The sequence below is a fragment of the Pseudomonas sp. NY15364 genome, assembly GCF_048068235.1.
GTDB classification, from domain to species: domain Bacteria; phylum Pseudomonadota; class Gammaproteobacteria; order Pseudomonadales; family Pseudomonadaceae; genus Aquipseudomonas; species Aquipseudomonas mendocina_D.
This window is the reverse complement of the sequence record NZ_JBLUPX010000003.1, coordinates 73,871-89,268: the sequence shown is the minus strand read 5'-3', so window position 1 is coordinate 89,268 and position 15,398 is coordinate 73,871. Positions and strand designations below refer to the sequence as shown.

General features: G+C 67.6%; 11 protein-coding genes and 3 pseudogenes. 6 read left to right on the top strand and 8 right to left on the bottom strand.

All coding sequences use genetic code 11. The features are described 5' to 3' along the window. Positions 1 to 107 precede the first annotated feature (107 nt). Together ACNFCJ_RS03935 and ACNFCJ_RS03930 are read right to left on the bottom strand one after the other, a co-directional pair. Positions 108 to 1,055, bottom strand: coding sequence for a bile acid:sodium symporter family protein (locus tag ACNFCJ_RS03935; RefSeq protein WP_179574129.1), 948 nt, complete (start codon positions 1,053 to 1,055; stop codon positions 108 to 110). A 186-nt stretch (positions 1,056 to 1,241) separates the two neighbouring features. Further along, positions 1,242 to 2,102 carry a MurR/RpiR family transcriptional regulator gene (locus ACNFCJ_RS03930; RefSeq protein WP_416770096.1) on the bottom strand — a complete coding sequence of 287 codons (861 nt, stop codon included), beginning with the start codon at positions 2,100 to 2,102 and terminating at the stop codon, positions 1,242 to 1,244. 182 nt (positions 2,103 to 2,284) lie between these two features. Here ACNFCJ_RS03930 and zwf point away from each other — a divergent pair, with 182 nt between their 5' ends. The 4 genes from zwf to ACNFCJ_RS03910 all read left to right on the top strand — a co-directional run bounded on the left by zwf (position 2,285) and on the right by ACNFCJ_RS03910 (position 6,132). After that, the gene (zwf, locus tag ACNFCJ_RS03925; RefSeq protein WP_416769893.1) at positions 2,285 to 3,754 is read left to right on the top strand and encodes a glucose-6-phosphate dehydrogenase; all 1,470 of its coding nucleotides are present in this window, start codon (positions 2,285 to 2,287) and stop codon (positions 3,752 to 3,754) included. Then, the gene (gene pgl / locus ACNFCJ_RS03920; protein WP_416769892.1) at positions 3,741 to 4,454 is read left to right on the top strand and encodes a 6-phosphogluconolactonase; all 714 of its coding nucleotides are present in this window, start codon (positions 3,741 to 3,743) and stop codon (positions 4,452 to 4,454) included. Before zwf ends, pgl begins: the two co-directional genes overlap by 14 nt. A gap of 1 nt (position 4,455) precedes the next feature. Next, a complete protein-coding gene (locus ACNFCJ_RS03915; protein ID WP_125881643.1) occupies positions 4,456 to 5,127 on the top strand; it encodes a bifunctional 4-hydroxy-2-oxoglutarate aldolase/2-dehydro-3-deoxy-phosphogluconate aldolase in 672 nt (223 codons plus the stop codon). A gap of 141 nt (positions 5,128 to 5,268) precedes the next feature. Next, a complete protein-coding gene (locus ACNFCJ_RS03910; RefSeq protein ID WP_416769890.1) occupies positions 5,269 to 6,132 on the top strand; it encodes an aldo/keto reductase in 864 nt (287 codons plus the stop codon). A 4-nt stretch (positions 6,133 to 6,136) separates the two neighbouring features. Here the strand turns inward: ACNFCJ_RS03910 and arsJ are convergent. From arsJ to ACNFCJ_RS03880, 6 genes and pseudogenes are all read right to left on the bottom strand, one after another. Further along, positions 6,137 to 7,320: pseudogene (arsJ, locus tag ACNFCJ_RS03905) on the bottom strand (organoarsenical effux MFS transporter ArsJ). 56 nt (positions 7,321 to 7,376) lie between these two features. Beyond that, positions 7,377 to 7,595 (bottom strand): annotated as a pseudogene (locus ACNFCJ_RS03900) (glyceraldehyde 3-phosphate dehydrogenase NAD-binding domain-containing protein); the annotation flags it as partial. Positions 7,596 to 7,625: 30 nt separating this feature from the next. After that, positions 7,626 to 7,982, bottom strand: coding sequence for a metalloregulator ArsR/SmtB family transcription factor (locus tag ACNFCJ_RS03895; RefSeq protein ID WP_125881647.1), 357 nt, complete (start codon positions 7,980 to 7,982; stop codon positions 7,626 to 7,628). A 350-nt stretch (positions 7,983 to 8,332) separates the two neighbouring features. Then, a complete protein-coding gene (gene malE / locus ACNFCJ_RS03890; RefSeq protein ID WP_416769888.1) occupies positions 8,333 to 9,577 on the bottom strand; it encodes a maltose/maltodextrin ABC transporter substrate-binding protein MalE in 1,245 nt (414 codons plus the stop codon). A gap of 169 nt (positions 9,578 to 9,746) precedes the next feature. Beyond that, complete coding sequence (locus tag ACNFCJ_RS03885) at positions 9,747 to 10,670, bottom strand: MalM family protein (protein WP_416769886.1); 924 nt, start codon at positions 10,668 to 10,670, stop codon at positions 9,747 to 9,749. Positions 10,671 to 10,795: 125 nt separating this feature from the next. Next, on the bottom strand, positions 10,796 to 12,070 hold the full coding sequence (locus tag ACNFCJ_RS03880; protein ID WP_416769884.1) for a maltoporin: 1,275 nt from the start codon (positions 12,068 to 12,070) through the stop codon (positions 10,796 to 10,798). Positions 12,071 to 12,433: 363 nt separating this feature from the next. Here ACNFCJ_RS03880 and ACNFCJ_RS03875 point away from each other — a divergent pair, with 363 nt between their 5' ends. Beyond that, positions 12,434 to 14,101: a glucan 1,4-alpha-maltotetraohydrolase domain-containing protein gene (locus ACNFCJ_RS03875; protein ID WP_416769883.1), complete on the top strand. Its 1,668-nt coding sequence runs from the start codon at positions 12,434 to 12,436 to the stop codon at positions 14,099 to 14,101. Between the two features lie 58 nt (positions 14,102 to 14,159). After that, positions 14,160 to 15,344, top strand: a pseudogene (locus ACNFCJ_RS03870) (HAMP domain-containing protein); the annotation flags it as partial. Between the last annotated feature and the right edge of the window lie 54 nt (positions 15,345 to 15,398).

Here is a 15,398-nt window from a genome sequence, read left to right as displayed (position 1 = left end):
ATGAGCCACCCTGAGCTCAGGGTGCGGAGGTCGTCCTCGCGTGCGCCAATATTGTGCATATTGGCGTATCTGGGGCAAGGTGCCCCGGATTGGTGCGAGGTATTGAGTCAGTCTGTGCTGTGCTTGGCGTTCTGGCCCATGCGGCGGTAAAAAGTCGCCAGCAATGGGCCGGACAGGTTGTGCCAGACGCTGAACAGGGCGCTGGGCACGGCGGCCAGTGGGCTGAAGTGCGCGCTGGCCAACGCGGCGCCGAGGCCGGAGTTCTGCATGCCGACTTCGATCGACAGCGTCTTGCGCTGCGCCAGCGACATGCCGAACAGGCGCCCGGCCAGGTAACCCAGGCCCAGGCCGATGCCGTTGTGCAGGATCACCACGGCCATGATCAGCAGGCCGGATTCGGCGATCTTGCCCTGGCTGGCGGCGACGACCGCAGCGACGATGGCGACGATGCTCACCACGGAAATCAGCGGCAGTACCTCAACCGCGGTCTTCACCCGTTCGCCGAGCAGGCGCTGGGCGATCAGGCCCAGGGCGATGGGCAGCAGCACCATCTTGAGGATGGAGATGAACATGGCGCTGAACGACACTGGCAGCCATTCCGAGGCTAGCATCCAGATCAGCGCCGGGGTGACCAGCGGGGCGAGCAGGGTAGTGACGGCGGTGATAGAGACCGACAGCGCCAGGTCGCCACGGGCGAACCAGGTGATCACGTTGGAGGCGGTGCCGCCCGGACAGCAGCCGACCAGAATCACGCCCACGGCGATTTCCGGCGGCAGCGCGAACGCCTGGCACAGCAGCCAGGCGGTGCAGGGCATGATGATGAACTGAGCCAGTACGCCAAGCAGCACGGCCAGCGGGCGGCGGGCGACTTCCTGGAAGTCCGCGCCCTTGAGCGTCAAGCCCATGCCGAACATGATCAGACCGAGCAGCGGCACGATCCAGGCGGTCAGCGGCAGGAACCAGCTGGGCTGGAAGAAGGCCATGACGGCGAACAGCAACACCCAGATGGCGAAGGTGTTGCCGATAAAACGGCTGAGGGCAATCAGAGCTTGCATGACGGATTTCCTGGCAGGTTCGGAAAAGCCGGCAAGCCTACCAGAAGCGTCGCTATTTGCCTGGTCGAGCCACGACAGTATTTAGCCAGCAGTGCAGCAGAACGCTAGGCGCCGGCTTGCCGGCGATGCTTTTTCGGAGCGTGCCGATACGACGGATCGTCAGCAGGCTGGCTCCCGCAAGATGCCTTACAGCGGCTCTTCATCCGCCGGGTAACGGCTGGCGCTGAGGCTTTCCTTGATCTTGCGCAGGTGTGGCTGGAAGTCGACGCCGCGGCGCAGGGTGACGCCGGTGGCGAGTACGTCGAGTACGGTGAGCTGGATGATGCGCGAGGTCATCGGCATGTAGATGTCGGTGTCTTCCGGCAATGGAATGTCCAGGCTCAGGGTGCTGGCCTTGGCCAGCGGCGAGCCGGCGGCGGTCAGGCCGAGCACTGAGGCGCCGTTCTCCCGCGCCAGGCGTGCCACCTCCACCAGTTCGCGGGTGCGCCCGGTGTAGGAAATGATCACGAACAGATCGCCGGTGTGCGCCACCGAGGCGATCATGCGCTGCATCAGCACGTCGGAATGCGCCGACACCGCCAGGTTGAAGCGGAAGAACTTGTGCTGCGCGTCCAGCGCCACCGAGGCCGAGGCGCCGAGGCCGAAGAAGTGGATCTGCCGCGCCTGGATCAACAGGTCGACGGCGCGGCTGACCAGCTGCGCATCGAGGCTCTGGCAGGCGGTATCTAGCGAGGCGATGGTGCTGCCGAAGATCTTCCGCGTGTAGGCCTCGGGGCCGTCGTCGGCGGCCACCGCGCGGCTGACGTAGGCGGCGCCGCTGGCCAGGCTCTGCGCCAGCTGCATCTTCAGCTCGGGGTAGCCGTTGGCGCCGAACGAGCGGCAGAAGCGGTTGACCGTCGGCTCGCTGACCCCGGCGGCCTGGGCCAGTGCCGCGATGCTGAAGCGGGTGGCCTGCTGCGGATCGTGCAGGATCACCTCGGCGACCTTGCGTTCGGCCTTGTTCAGGTCGTCGAGGCGGCTCTGGATCTGTTCCAGCAGATTGCGCACGCGGTCCATGGGAAGTCCTCAGATTGGCGGTAAAGAAGGCTGGCCTATCCTACTGGTGACACCCGCTCGTCACCACCTCTGCGTAGGTTTTGGAAAAATGTTGTTGTTATTACAACATTTGTTCTTGATTTAACCGCTGTTACCCGGTATTTCTAGCGCATCTTGATAGAAGAACAAACATCATGGCCGCGATAAAGCTCGAATCCTGTACCTTTGCCCTGTTCGGCGCCCTCGGCGATCTGGCTCTGCGCAAGCTGTTTCCCGCGCTTTACCAGCTCGATCGCGCCGGTTTACTGCACGACGACTCCCGCATCCTCGCCTTGGCCCGCGAAGCCGGCGAGCCACAGCGCCATCTGACCGCCATCGAGCAGGCCCTGCGCCTGTACGTGCCGGCCAAGGAGCTGGAGGAGGGCGCGCTGGCGCGTTTCCAGGCGCGCCTGCACTACCTGACCATGGATTTTCTTCAGGCCGAGGACTACCTGGCCCTGGCCGAGCTGGCCGGCGCACAGGACCAGCTGGTCGCCTACTTCGCCACCCCGGCATCGGTGTATGGCGGCATCTGCGCCAACCTGGCCGCCGTCGGGCTGGCCGAGGGCACGCGGGTGGTGCTGGAGAAACCGATCGGCCACGACCTGGCATCCTCGCGTGCGGTCAACGACGCGGTGGCGCGGGTGTTCCCGGAGAACCGCGTCTATCGCATCGACCATTACTTGGGCAAGGAGACGGTGCAGAACCTGATTGCCCTGCGTTTTGCCAACAGCCTGTTCGAAACCCAGTGGAACCAGAACCACATCTCCCACGTGGAAATCACCGTGGCCGAGAAGGTCGGTATCGAGGGGCGCTGGGGCTACTTCGATCAGGCCGGGCAACTGCGCGACATGATCCAGAACCACCTGCTGCAGCTGCTTTGCCTGATCGCCATGGACCCGCCCAGCGACCTGTCCGCCGACAGCATTCGCGATGAGAAGGTCAAGGTGCTCAAGGCGCTGGAGCCGATCAGCGTCGAGCAGCTCGGCCAGCGCGTGGTGCGTGGCCAGTACGTCGCTGGCAGCAGCGATGGACGGCCGGTACCGGGCTATCTGGAGGAAGAGAATTCCAACACCCAGAGCGACACCGAAACCTTCGTCGCCCTGCGTGCCGACATCCGCAACTGGCGCTGGGCCGGCGTGCCCTTCTATCTGCGCACCGGCAAGCGCATGCCGCAGAAGCTGTCGCAGATCGTCATCCACTTCAAGGCGCCGCCGCACTACATCTTCGCCCCTGAGCAGCGCCAGCTGATCGGCAACAAGCTGATCATCCGCCTGCAGCCGGACGAGGGCATCGCCCTGCAGGTGCTGACCAAGGATCAGGGCCTGGATAAGGGCATGCAGCTGCGCAGCGGCCCGCTGCAGCTGAGCTTCTCCGATACCTACCGCAGCGCGCGGATTCCCGATGCCTACGAACGTCTGCTGCTGGAAGTGATGCGCGGCAACCAGAACCTGTTCGTGCGCAAGGACGAAATCGAATACGCCTGGCAGTGGTGCGACCAGCTGATCGCCGGCTGGAAGCAGCTCGGCGAGGCGCCGAAACCCTATACCGCCGGTAGCTGGGGCCCGATGGCCTCGGTGGCACTGATCACTCGTGACGGGAGGAGCTGGTATGGCGATCTCTGACCTTGAACTGCCCACGGGTGTGATTGCCCGTAGCGATGTCAGCGCAGAGGCGCATGCCGATGCCCTGGCCCTGCGCGTGGCCGACGCCCTGCGCCAGGCCATCGACAACCGTAGCAGCGCCACCCTGGTGGTGTCCGGCGGGCGCAGCCCGGTGGCCTTCTTCGAGGCCCTGGCGCAGCAGGCGCTGCCCTGGGCGCAGGTGCTGGTGAGCCTGGCCGACGAGCGCTGGGTGCCGGTCAACCACGCCAGCAGCAACGAGGCGCTGGTGCGTCGTCATCTGCTGCGTGGCGCGGCCTCCGAGGCGCAGTTCCTCGGCCTGTACCGGGTTGCCGGCAGCCTGGAGCAGGCGGCGGAGCTGGCCGATGCGGCCTTTGCCGAATTGCCGCCGATCGACGTGCTGGTACTGGGCATGGGCGACGACGGCCACACCGCCTCGCTGTTCCCGGACAGTCCCAATCTCGACCAGGCGCTGCGCGCCGACTGCCCGCGCCGGGTGCTGCCGATGCAGGCGCCGAGCCAGCCGGCGCAGCGCCTGACCCTGACCCTGCCGCTGCTGGCCGGCGCGCGCCTGCCGCTGCTGGCGATCCACGGCCAGGCCAAGCTGGCCACCCTGGCCGAGGCGCTGGCGCCCGGCGAGGTGGCGAGCATGCCGATCCGCGCCTTCCTGCATTCCCCTCTCGAAATCTATTGGTGCCCCTGACATGACCAGCCCCAACGAAGGCCAGCGCGCGCGCATGGCCGAACACATCGCCGAGATCGACCGCATCTGCGCTCAGGCGCGGATCATGCCGGTGATCACCATCGCCCGCGAGGCGGACATCCTGCCGCTGGCCGACGCGCTGGCGGCCGGTGGCCTGCGCGTGCTGGAGGTGACCCTGCGCTCCGAGCACGGCCTGGAGGCGATTCGTCGCCTGCGCGCCGAGCGCCCCGAGCTGTGCGTCGGTGCCGGCACCGTGCTCGACGAGCAAATGCTGGCCGCCGCCATCGAGGCCGGCGCCCAGTTCATCGTCACCCCGGGCAGCACCCGCGAGCTGCTGCTGGCCGCCCTGGACGCCCCGGTACCGCTGCTGCCGGGCGTGAGCAGCGCCTCCGAGCTGATGGTCGGCTACGCCCTCGGCTATCGCCGCTTCAAGCTGTTCCCGGCCGAGGTGTGCGGCGGCGTCGCCGCGCTCAAGGCGCTGGCCGGCCCGTTCGGCGGCGTGCGTTTCTGCCCCACCGGCGGCATTGGCCCGGACAACCTGCAGCGCTATATGGCCCAGCCCAACGTGATGTGCGTTGGCGGCACCTGGATGTTCCAGCGTGAGTGGGTCGAGCAGGGCGACTGGGCGCGTATCCGGCAGTGCAGCGCCGAGGCCTTGCAGCTGCTGGATTGATAGGGCGGCGGCGCTGGCTAGATCGGGCCACGGTCAATCGTCACGCGCCGCCACCGACCCGGTTGGTGCGCACGGCGCACCCGCTCCGCCACTATTTCCTGGGGTGCGCCGAGCGCACCACCGATTCCCTGGAATCCCCTTATGACCACATTCGCGCTCCAGCAGCCGCTGCTGCTGGGCATGATGCGCCTGCTCGAGTGTGCCGAACTGGCCACGCCGCAGGCGCTGCTCGGCTTTATCGAGCGTTGCATCGAGCGTGGCCTCAACGGCTTCGACCACGCCGATATCTACGGCCTGGGCGAGTGCGAGGCGCGCTTCGGCGCCGCCCTGCGCCTGCGTCCGGCGCTGCGCCAGCGCCTGCAGCTGATCAGCAAGGCCGACATAGTGCCGGCGGCGCAGGACGTTTCGCGCTGGCGGGTCAAGCACTACGACAGCAGCGCCCGCTACCTGACCCGGGCGGTGGAGGCCTCGCTGCAGCGCCTGGGCGTCGAGCAGCTGCACGGCTTCCTGCTGCATCGTCCCGATCCGCTGCTGCAGGTCGAGGAAGTGGCGCGGGCGCTGCAGGCGTTGGTTGAGGCCGGCAAGGTCGGCTGGATCGGCCTGTCCAACGCCGAGCCGCTGCACTGGCAGGTGCTGGGGCGCGAGTTGCCGCTGCGCTGCAACCAGATCGAGCTGTCGCTCGCCGCCCAGCAGGCGGTGTGGGACGGTCGTCTGCAGGCGCTGCAGGCCGACGGTCTGCAGGTGCTGGCCTGGTCGCCTCTGGCCGGAGGCCGTTTCGCCCCGGCGCTGCAGCAGGCGCTGGAGGAGGTGGCGGCGGCGCTGCAGGCAACCCCGCTGCAGGTTGCCCTGGCCTGGCTGCGGCGCCTGCCGGGACGCCCGGTGCCGATTCTCGGCAGCCTGCGCGAGTCGCGCATCGAGGAGGCCCTGGCCGGCGCCGAGCTGCAGCTGGATGCGCCGACCTGGTTCTATCTGGCCGAGGCGGCGCGGGGTATGCGCGCGCCCTGACCCGCTAGGCGCGATGGCGCGGCAGGCCCAGCGAGATCAGCGCCGCCAGCAGCACGAAGGCGCTCGACAGCCACAGGCAGGCCGCCAGGCCCCAGCCCTGGAACACCCAGCCCGAGAGCAGGGTGCCGAGCAGCCGGCCCAGCGCGTTGGACATGTAATAGAAGCCTACGTCCAGCGACACGCCGTCTTCCTGGGCGTAGCTGACGATCAGGTAGCTGTGCAGCGAGGAGTTGACCGCGAACAGCGCGCCGAACGCCAGCAGGCCGCCGATCAGCACCGTCTGTGCCGGCAGGGGGCGGTCCAGGCCGAGGGCGATGGCTGCCGGCAGGCCGGCCAGCAGCGCGGCCCAGACGCAGGCGGCGCGGCCGTCCGGCACCTGGCCGCTGCGCTTGCCGGTGATCGCCGGGCCAGGCTCTGGACGATGCCATAGCCGATGATCCAGACGGCGAGGAAGCCGCCGACCCACCAGAAGTCCCAGCCGAACACAGTGGCCAGGTACACCGGCAGGGCCACCACGAACCACAGGTCGCGCGCGCCGAACAGAAACAGGCGGGCGGCCGAGAGGATATTGATCGCCCGGCTCTTGGACAGCAGGTCGCGGAACTTGGGCTTGGCCTTGGCCCTGCCCAGGTCCTGCTTCAGCAGCGCCAGGGCCATGGCCAGCACCGCGCCGGCGAAGCCGAGCAGGCCGAGCAGGGCGCCGCCAAGGAAGAAGCCGACGCCCTTGAGCGCGTTCTTCGAGCCGGTCAGCAGCGCCACCCAGCGATACAGCGTGCCTTGCCGGCTGTCCGGCACCAGCAGCTTGATCGCGCTTTTGGCGCTCATCTTGTTGAGATCCTTGGCGATGCCGGACAGTGCCTGCGCGCCCATTACCCAGGGCACCGTGAGCATGGCCGCCGGCACCGTCAGCATCAGCAGGGCGAGCACCTGCAGCGCCAGCCCCAGGTTCATGGTGCGGTTCAGGCCGATGCGTGCACCGAGCCAGCCGCCCAGCAGGTTGGTGACGACGCCGAAGATCTCGTAGAACAGGAACAACGCGGCGATGGCCAGCGGCGTATAGCCCAGGCTGTGGAAGTGCAGCACCACCAGCATGCGCAGCGCGCCGTCGGTGAGGGTGAAGGCCCAGTAGTTGCCGGTGACCAGCAGGTACTGGCGCACTTCGGGGGTGAGCCGGGCGAGGGCGTGCATAAGGTTATCCAGTAGGGTGTCGCGGGGCCGCCTAGGCTGTGCGCAACGTTGAGGAACATGGCCTTGTTCGCGGTGACGGCGATGCGTTGGCCGCCGACTACCACGCAGTCGCCGTCGCTGCCGGCCTCGTGCACCGAGTCGAAGTTGAGCAGGTGGGCGTGGGTGGCGGCGTCGCCGGCCGGGTCGTTGATCCGTACGAACTCGAGTTCCGGCCAGTCCCAGGCGGCGCGCAGGGCCAGGCGGGCGAATCCGTTGATACCGACTTTGATGCTCATGGCCTTGGCCTCGTTCAGCAGGTGGGAAATTCAGCAGCAGGCGGCGCTGCGTTGCGGGCGCTCGCCCATGGCGGCCAGGCGCTTGCTGTCCGGGTTCAGCCAGTGGCTGTTGGCCGCCAGCGTGGCGTCGAGCACGGCGATCACCCAGTCCGGCAGGTGCGGGTGCAGGCGGTAGTAGACCCACTGGCCCTGGCGGCGGTCGGCCAGCAGGCCGCCGCTGCGCAGCTGGGCCAGGTGGCGCGAGACCTTGGGCTGGTTCTCGCCGAGGGCGCAGGTCAGTTCGCAGACGCACAGCTCCTCCTCGCGGGCGATCAGCAGCATCAGGCGCACCCGGGTGTCGTCGGCCAGGCACTTGAAGACGGTGGTGGGGGTCAGCAGTTCGGCCATGACGGCGTCCGCGGGTTGAATGTCGGGCCATAACATATGCAGGTATCCGTATATTTGAAACCCGCCGATATCCCCCGCAATCGGCGTGGGCTGGATCAGCCGTGCCGAAGGTAGACAAGCCGGAATATTCGAAAGAGAAGATGCAACGAGTGACACCATACCGGCGCGTCTGGGGAGGCAGCCGCAGGCATTGCTCAGCCGCTAATAGAGCGCGATTGCGGCGCACGAGCGCAGGCTGTGCCATACGCACCAGCAGAGCCGGCAGCCTTGAACCCGGCCCGGGATCGCCAAAAAAAAGAGCGGCCGAGGCCGCCCGAATTTCCCTGGAGGGGATTGGAGAGTGGGGTCGCTCAGGATGGCCCCGCCGCGGAGTCGGCAGTCGGGTAGTGGCGACGGCGCCAGGCCTGCACCTCGCCGGCGGCGCGCAGGCGTTGGGCGATCTCTTCCAGGGTGGCGGCGATCGGCTTCTCGCCCTTGAACATGGCGCCCAGACGAGAGCTGAACAGAGCCCAGAAGCGCTTCATCTCCGGGATGTCCGGCATGATCTCGCCGCTGGCGGCGGACTCGTAAGTGTGTTCGATCAGCGGGTCGTGGCGCAGCGCGGCCATGACCTCGTGGTTGGCCACCGCGCCCAGCGGTTTGTCGGCGTTGAGGCTGTGCAGGCCCTCGGCGCTGCTCAGGTAGTTCTCGACAAAGCGCTGTGCCTGCGTCTTGTGCGGGCTGTTGGCGTTGATCGCGGCGGCGAGGATGCCGACGAAGGGCCTGCCCCGGCGCGCGTCGTCGATGCCCGGTACATAGTCGATGGCGAAGTCGAGTCCGGCGTCGCGCAGCTCGTTCCACACCCAGGGGCCGTTGACGATCATGGCGATGCGGCCCTGCTTGAAGCCGTCCAGGGCGCTGGCGTAATCGTCGCCGGGTTCCAGCACGCCGTCGTCGAGCAGTTGCTTGAGCGCTTGCATGCCGGTGATGGCGCCAGGGGTGGCGACGCCGACATCGGCCAGGTCGTAGATGCCGCTCTGCTTGTGCAGGCTGTAGCCGCCGGCACCGGCGATGATCGGCCAGGAGAAGTACAGGTTGTTGTAGTCCCAGGCGATGGCGCGCTTGCCCTGCGTGCGCAGGCGCCGGTCCAGTGCGGTGACCTCGGCGAGGCTGCGCGGCGCGCTGGCAACCAACTCGCGGTTGTAGAGCAGGCTGACCACCTCGGTGGCCAGGGGATAGCCGAAACGCTGGGTACCCACGGTCAGCGCTTCCCAGGCGAAGCCGGGGGCGCGCTGCAGGGCCTCTGCGCTGGGCTGGAGCGGCTCGAGCAGGCCGTTGTTGATCCACGAGCCGAAGCGATCATGGGCGAAGATGACGATATCCGGGCCCTTGGTGGTGGCGGCGAACTTGTCGTACTGGACGGCGAGGTCGTCCGGGGTGGCGACCCTGACCGGCATGCCGCTGTCGGCGGTGAAGCGCTGGCCGATCTCGGCGAGGCCGTTGAAGCCCTTGTCCTGGCCGATCCAGACGGTCAGCACGTTCTTCTCGAAGGCCAGGGCTGGCCAGGGGGCGGTGCACAGCAGAATCAGTGTCGCGAGCCTTATTGTTGTTCTCATATCGACCTCTGGTTGGGCGGTCAGTCGTCAAGCCTGCCCGCCTCTGTAGGAGCCGCGCCCCGCGGCGAATGCGCGGGACGGCAACCCGGAGCCAGCACAGCTTCGCCCCGGGGCGGGGCTCCTACGGCTACGGCATTGACGCCGGCCGGGTCACCCCGGGACGATCGTTTCAGCGGATCTGGATGCGTTCGAGCAGGTAGGCCTTGGCGCTGTCGTCGCCGACCCGGCCCGCTTCGTCGGCCAGGCGCAGGGCGCGTTCGAGGTCCTTGCTCGCCAGCGCGGCGTCGATGCCCTGGCGGTAGTAGGCCTGGGTTTCCGGCAGCACGGCCGGGGCCGGCACGCTGGGCAGCTGGTTGCCCATCTCGCGGCCGATGCTGAACGGCGGCACGTAGCTGTTGGCCTGCTGGCCGGCCACTTGGTCCTCGATCAGCACCATCTTGATCACCCCCACCGGCGCATGCTGGGCCACCGGGTCGGGAATGTTCGGCGCCTCGTTGCCGAGGGCGCGGGCGAAGGCCTTGGCCGGGTGCTCGATGACGGTCTGGCCGCGCATCTGCGCCTCGCTGGTGTAGAGCACCAGGTAGTGTTCGTTGCCGGGGTTGTCCGGGTACAGGCGGTCGACGCGCAGGCGCGCGTCCAGGCTGTCGCCCTTGAAGCCGGAAGCCGGGGCGTAGACGAAATCCTCGGCGCCGAGCAGGCGGGTGACGCGGAACCGGCTGTCGAGCAGCATGGCATTGGGCGCCAGCACCGTGTCGCCGGCCTGGCTGTACAGGCGGATCTCGAACGACTTGCTCGAGGCCGGCAGCTGGAAGGCGCGGAAAAAACTCTTGCCGCTGTCGAAGGCGAAGGCGGGCGCGCTGGTGTCGATGCGCACCTCGCCGCTGAAGTTCACCGGGATCGGCTGGTAGGGCAGCTCGCGCAGCGAGGCGCAGCAGGATGACGCGGCGGCCAGGGCCTGTTCGGCGCTGCCGGCGGAGGTCTGCAAAGGGGCCAGACTACTGCTCAGGGCATCGATGCGGCGCAGCGGCTCGCTGGCGCAGCCGGTTAGCAGAACGGTGAGCAGCGCGAGGCTGGCGATCTTGAACGGTGGCATGGGTTATTCCTCTTTTTATGTCACGCCTGGTAAAAGGCCCCGGCCTATTGCAGAACCGGGGCAAGGACCACAGGAGCAGCGTTACGGTATTGCTGGGCAGCCGGATGCAACGGATGCCCGACTGCTTACCACCAGGCTTCAGCCTGGACGCCAAAGGTGAGGCCGTTGTCGTCGCCGGCATCGATGGATTCGCTGGCGGCGTTGTACTTGCCGCCGTCCCACATGGCGTAGGTGGCGAACACACGGATCTGCGGACGTGCCCAGAAGCTGCGGCCGGCCGACCACTGCTGGGCCAGGGTGACTTTCTTCAGGTCGCGGGACTTCTCGCCCTTGGCCTGCGGGTCGATATGGTCGTAGCCGAACTCCAGCGCGGTGCTCATGGTGTTGGTCCACTTGTACACCGGGCGCACGCCGAACGAGGTCCAGGTCTGCCCCGAGTCGTTGTCGAAGTCCTTATCCTCGTAGATCTGCACGTACATCATCTCGATGTTGTCGGTCAGGCCGACCACGCCCTGGTTGACCAGACGGAACATCTTGCCGTCGCTGTTGCCGGTGCTGTTGCGCCCGGTGCTGCCGATGATGCCGTCGGTGCCGTACTGCAGGGCGAGCTTGTTGAAGCCGCCGAACCAGTTGCCCTGGATGTGCTGTACGGTGACCAGATGACCCTTCTGGTTGGTGTAGCCGGGGTCCTTCTCCTGGAGGTCGCTCAGGTTGGCCTTGCCATAGTCGTAGCCGAGCTCCAGCTTGGCGTCGGTGTTGAAGTCGATGTCGGTCAGGCGCAGGTCGAGGGTGTCGTTGGCCACGTTGGTACCGGTGCCGGTGCCTTCGTAGACGTAGTCGCCATCGTTGTTGCGCATCCAGGCCACGTGCGCCTTGGCGAAGCCCAGGTCGATGTCCTCGATACCGGCGCCGGGGCCGGAGACGTCCCAGTAGTAGTAATCGTTGATGTGCACGTCGTTGCGCTTGTAGTAGCGCTTGCCGGCCCACAGGGTGGCGCCGGGCAGGGCCGGCAGGAAGTTCTTGGCCTGCACGTTGAACTGGCGGATCGAGCTGGTGCCGTTGTTGAAGGCACTTCCGCCTTCGCTGTCGGTGGCTTCCCAGTCGTTAGCCTGATCCGACTTGTAGGCGATCATGCTGTCGAGATAGAAGCTCTGCTCGCCTTCCTTCCAGACCTCGTGGCCGAGACCGATCTCGGCATAGGTCTCGCATTCGTTGCCGAGGCGGTACTTGGCCGGTGCGCCGGCCGCCTGGAAGCAGGCCTGGTCGCCGCCGCCGGCGGTGGCGCCGATGCCGGAACGCATGTAGCCATGGAAGTCCAGTGCCAGGGCCGGGGTGGCCAGCAGCATGGCGGCGAACAGGGCGCTGGGACGCAGCAGCTGGGCGGGTTGCTTGGTATTCATCGTGGGTCCTTCTTTCTTGTTGGATTCGGTGTCGGACTGACTGGGCGCGACAGGGCAGGCAGTCGGCCCGGTGGCGCTGCGGGCAAGAGTCGGGCAAGGCAAGGCGCCACGACATCCTCCCCGGGGCGCTTTTTTCGAGGCGGAGCGGCAGGGCGTAGCGAAGCGGCGGGGGTATGGCTGGCAGGCGGAATTTCTACGCCTGCGCCCTACGCCTGCAGAAAGTGCGCGGGGGAGGTTTGGCGGCGCGGCCAGGCGCGGCAGGCTGCCGTGATCGGGTCGCCCGCGCGGTGCTCCGATCAGTCCATCCGGGGGCTGTCCCCCGTAGTCGGATGCTCACAACAATGACAAGAACGGAGCTTCAAGATGAACCGATACCTGCGAATGGCCGGCCTGGTGCTGGCCATGGTCCCGCTCGCCTACCCCTGGGGCAACCTGGTCAGGGCGGCGGACGCGCCGGGCAAGACCGCCAGCGGCGTGCGCTACCACGGCGGCGACGAAATCATCCTCCAGGGCTTTCACTGGAATACCGTGCGGACCTCGAGCAACTGGTACGCGACGTTGGCCAGCATGGCGCCGACCCTGGCCGCCGACGGCTTCAGTGCGATCTGGATGCCGGTGCCCTGGCGCGACTTCTCCAGCTGGAGCGACCCCGGCAACGGCACCTCGGGCGGTGGCGAAGGCTACTTCTGGCACGACTTCAACAAGAACGGCCGCTATGGCAGCGACAGCCTGCTCAGGCAGGCCGCCAGCGCGCTCAACGCGGCCGGGGTCAAACCCATCTACGACGTGGTGCCCAACCACATGAACCGCGGCTACCCGGACAAAGAGATCAACCTGCCGGCCGGACAGGGGCTGTGGCGCCACGACTGCAATGACCCGGGCAACTACGCCAACGACTGCGACGACGGCGACCGCTTCATGGGCGGCGACGCCGACCTCAATACCGGCCACCCGCAGAACTACGCGATGTTCCGCGACGAGTTCGCCAGGCTGCGCAGCCAGTATGGCGCCGGGGGCTTTCGCTTCGACTTCGTCCGCGGCTACGCCGGCGAGCGGGTCGCCAACTGGATGAGCGATGCCCACGACAACGGCTTCTGCCTCGGCGAGCTGTGGAAGGCGCCGGGCGAGTACCCGAGCTGGGACTGGCGCAACGGCGCCAGCTGGCAGCAGATTCTCAAGGACTGGTCCGATCGCGCCAAGTGCACGGTGTTCGACTTCGCCCTCAAGGAGCGCATGCAGAACGGCGGCATCGCCGACTGGCGCCACGGCCTCAACGGCAACCCCGATGCGCGCTGGCGCGAGGTGGCGGTGACCTTCGTCGACAACCACGACACCGGCTACTCGCCTGGCCCGCACGGCGGCCAGCACCACTGGCCGCTGCCGGATGCGCGGCTCAAGCAGGCCTATGCCTACATCCTCAGCAGCCCGGGTACGCCGGTGGTGTACTGGCCGCACATGTATGACTGGGGCCATGGCGACTTCATCCGCCAGCTGATCCAGATCCGCCGCGCCGCCGGGGTCAAGGCCGCCTCGGCGATCCAGTTCCATTCGGGTTATTCCGGCCTGGTGGCGACGGTCGGCGGCAGCCAGCAGCAATTGCTGATCGCCCTGGACTCCAACCTGGACTCGCCCGGCCAGGTGGCCAGCGGCGACTTCACCGAGGCGCTCAACGCCGACAACGGCGCGATCCGTATCTGGCGCAGCGGCCAGGGTGACGATGAAGATCAGGGCGAGCTGGTCAGCGTCAACTTCCGCTGCGACAACGGCGTGACCCAGTGGGGCGACAGCGTCTATGTGGTGGGTAACGTCGCCCAGCTGGGCAACTGGAGCGCGGCCGGCGCCGTGCGCCTGAGCGACACCAGCGCCTACCCGACCTGGAAGGGCAGCATCGCCCTGCCGGCCGGCCAGCAGCTGGAGTGGAAATGCATCATCCGTAACGAGAGCGACCCGGCGCAGGTCAAGACCTGGCAGCCGGGAGGCAACAATAGCCTGACGGTTACGGCCGGGGCCACCACCAGCGGCGGCTTCTGAGTCTGCCGGGCCGCCGCGCCGTTCCCGGCGGCCCGGTCTCTATCGACAGGAGAGATCGATGTTGTCCCCTCTTGTAAACCGGCTGACCGCCTTCAAGGTCGGCTTCCTGCCGCGGCTGTACCTGCTGATCGCGGCGCTGGCCCTGCTGCTGGTGCTGCTCGGCGGCAGCAGCCTGAGCGCCATCGGCGAGCTGCAGGGCTCGGGCGAACGCATCGCCCACAGCGCCGCGCGGCTGCAGGCCAGCCAGAGCTTCTTCAGTGCCCTGCAGGGCCTGACCCAGAACCTGTCCGATGCCCTCGGCGCCGAACGCGCCGAGGAACTCGAGGCCTTCGCCACCGCGCATGGGCAGCATGCCGAACGGGTCGACGCCCGCCTGGACGTCATGCGGACCCTGGGGAACGGCGCCGAACAGGCCGAGCTGGTGCGGCTGGGGCAGTTGCTGCCGCAGCTGGACGCGCAGAGCCGCGAACTGCTGGAGGCGCAGCGCCAGGTGCTGGCGCGGGTCGAGCGCACTGCGGTGACGCTGCGCAACCTGCAGCTGCAACTGTCGCGCTTCAAGCAGGACCTGCTCAGGGTGCAGGCGGTCACCAAGGACGACTACGTCGCCTACTCGCTCAAGCAGTTCATCATTCCGCTGGAGCAGGTCGAGGCACTGGTCTTCGATGCGGTCGGCAGCGCCTCGCCGCAGCGCCTGCAGCAGGCCGAGGCCAAGGTCAGGGAACGCCTGCCCAATCTGCATGACAAGCTGGGGCGGGTGCTGGACGACCTACTGCCCCACCAGGACAGTCGCACCGACTATGTGCATACCTATCGGAGCGAGTTCGCCGAGATCAAGCGCAACCTGCTGCTCGACGGCCAGGGCGCGCTGGCCCAGTACGCCGGCTGGCTCGCCGACAAGCAGGCTAACCAGGAGCGCAAGCGCCAGCTGCAGGCGTTGCAGGCGCAGGTGGGCGAGCAGGTCGGGCAACTGATCGAGGCGAGCGAGCGCGACGCCCGGGCGCAGCTCGAACAGGCGCGCCTGACCTATCGGCGCGGCTTCGATCGCCTGCTGTGGCTGGCCGCGCTGTCGCTCGGCATCGCCCTGAGCATGGGCGTTTGGCTCAGCCGCACCATGCGCCGGGCGCTGGGAGCGGTGTCCGGCGCGCTGAACCGGTTGGCCGAGGGCGATCTGCGCGGCCGCTGCGATTACCAGCGGGCAGACGAGTTCGGCCGGGTCGCGGCGGACGTCAATCGGGTCGCCGGCAACCTACGCGACGCCCTGGCGCAGCTGGGCCGCGCCGCCGATCAGCAGGACGCC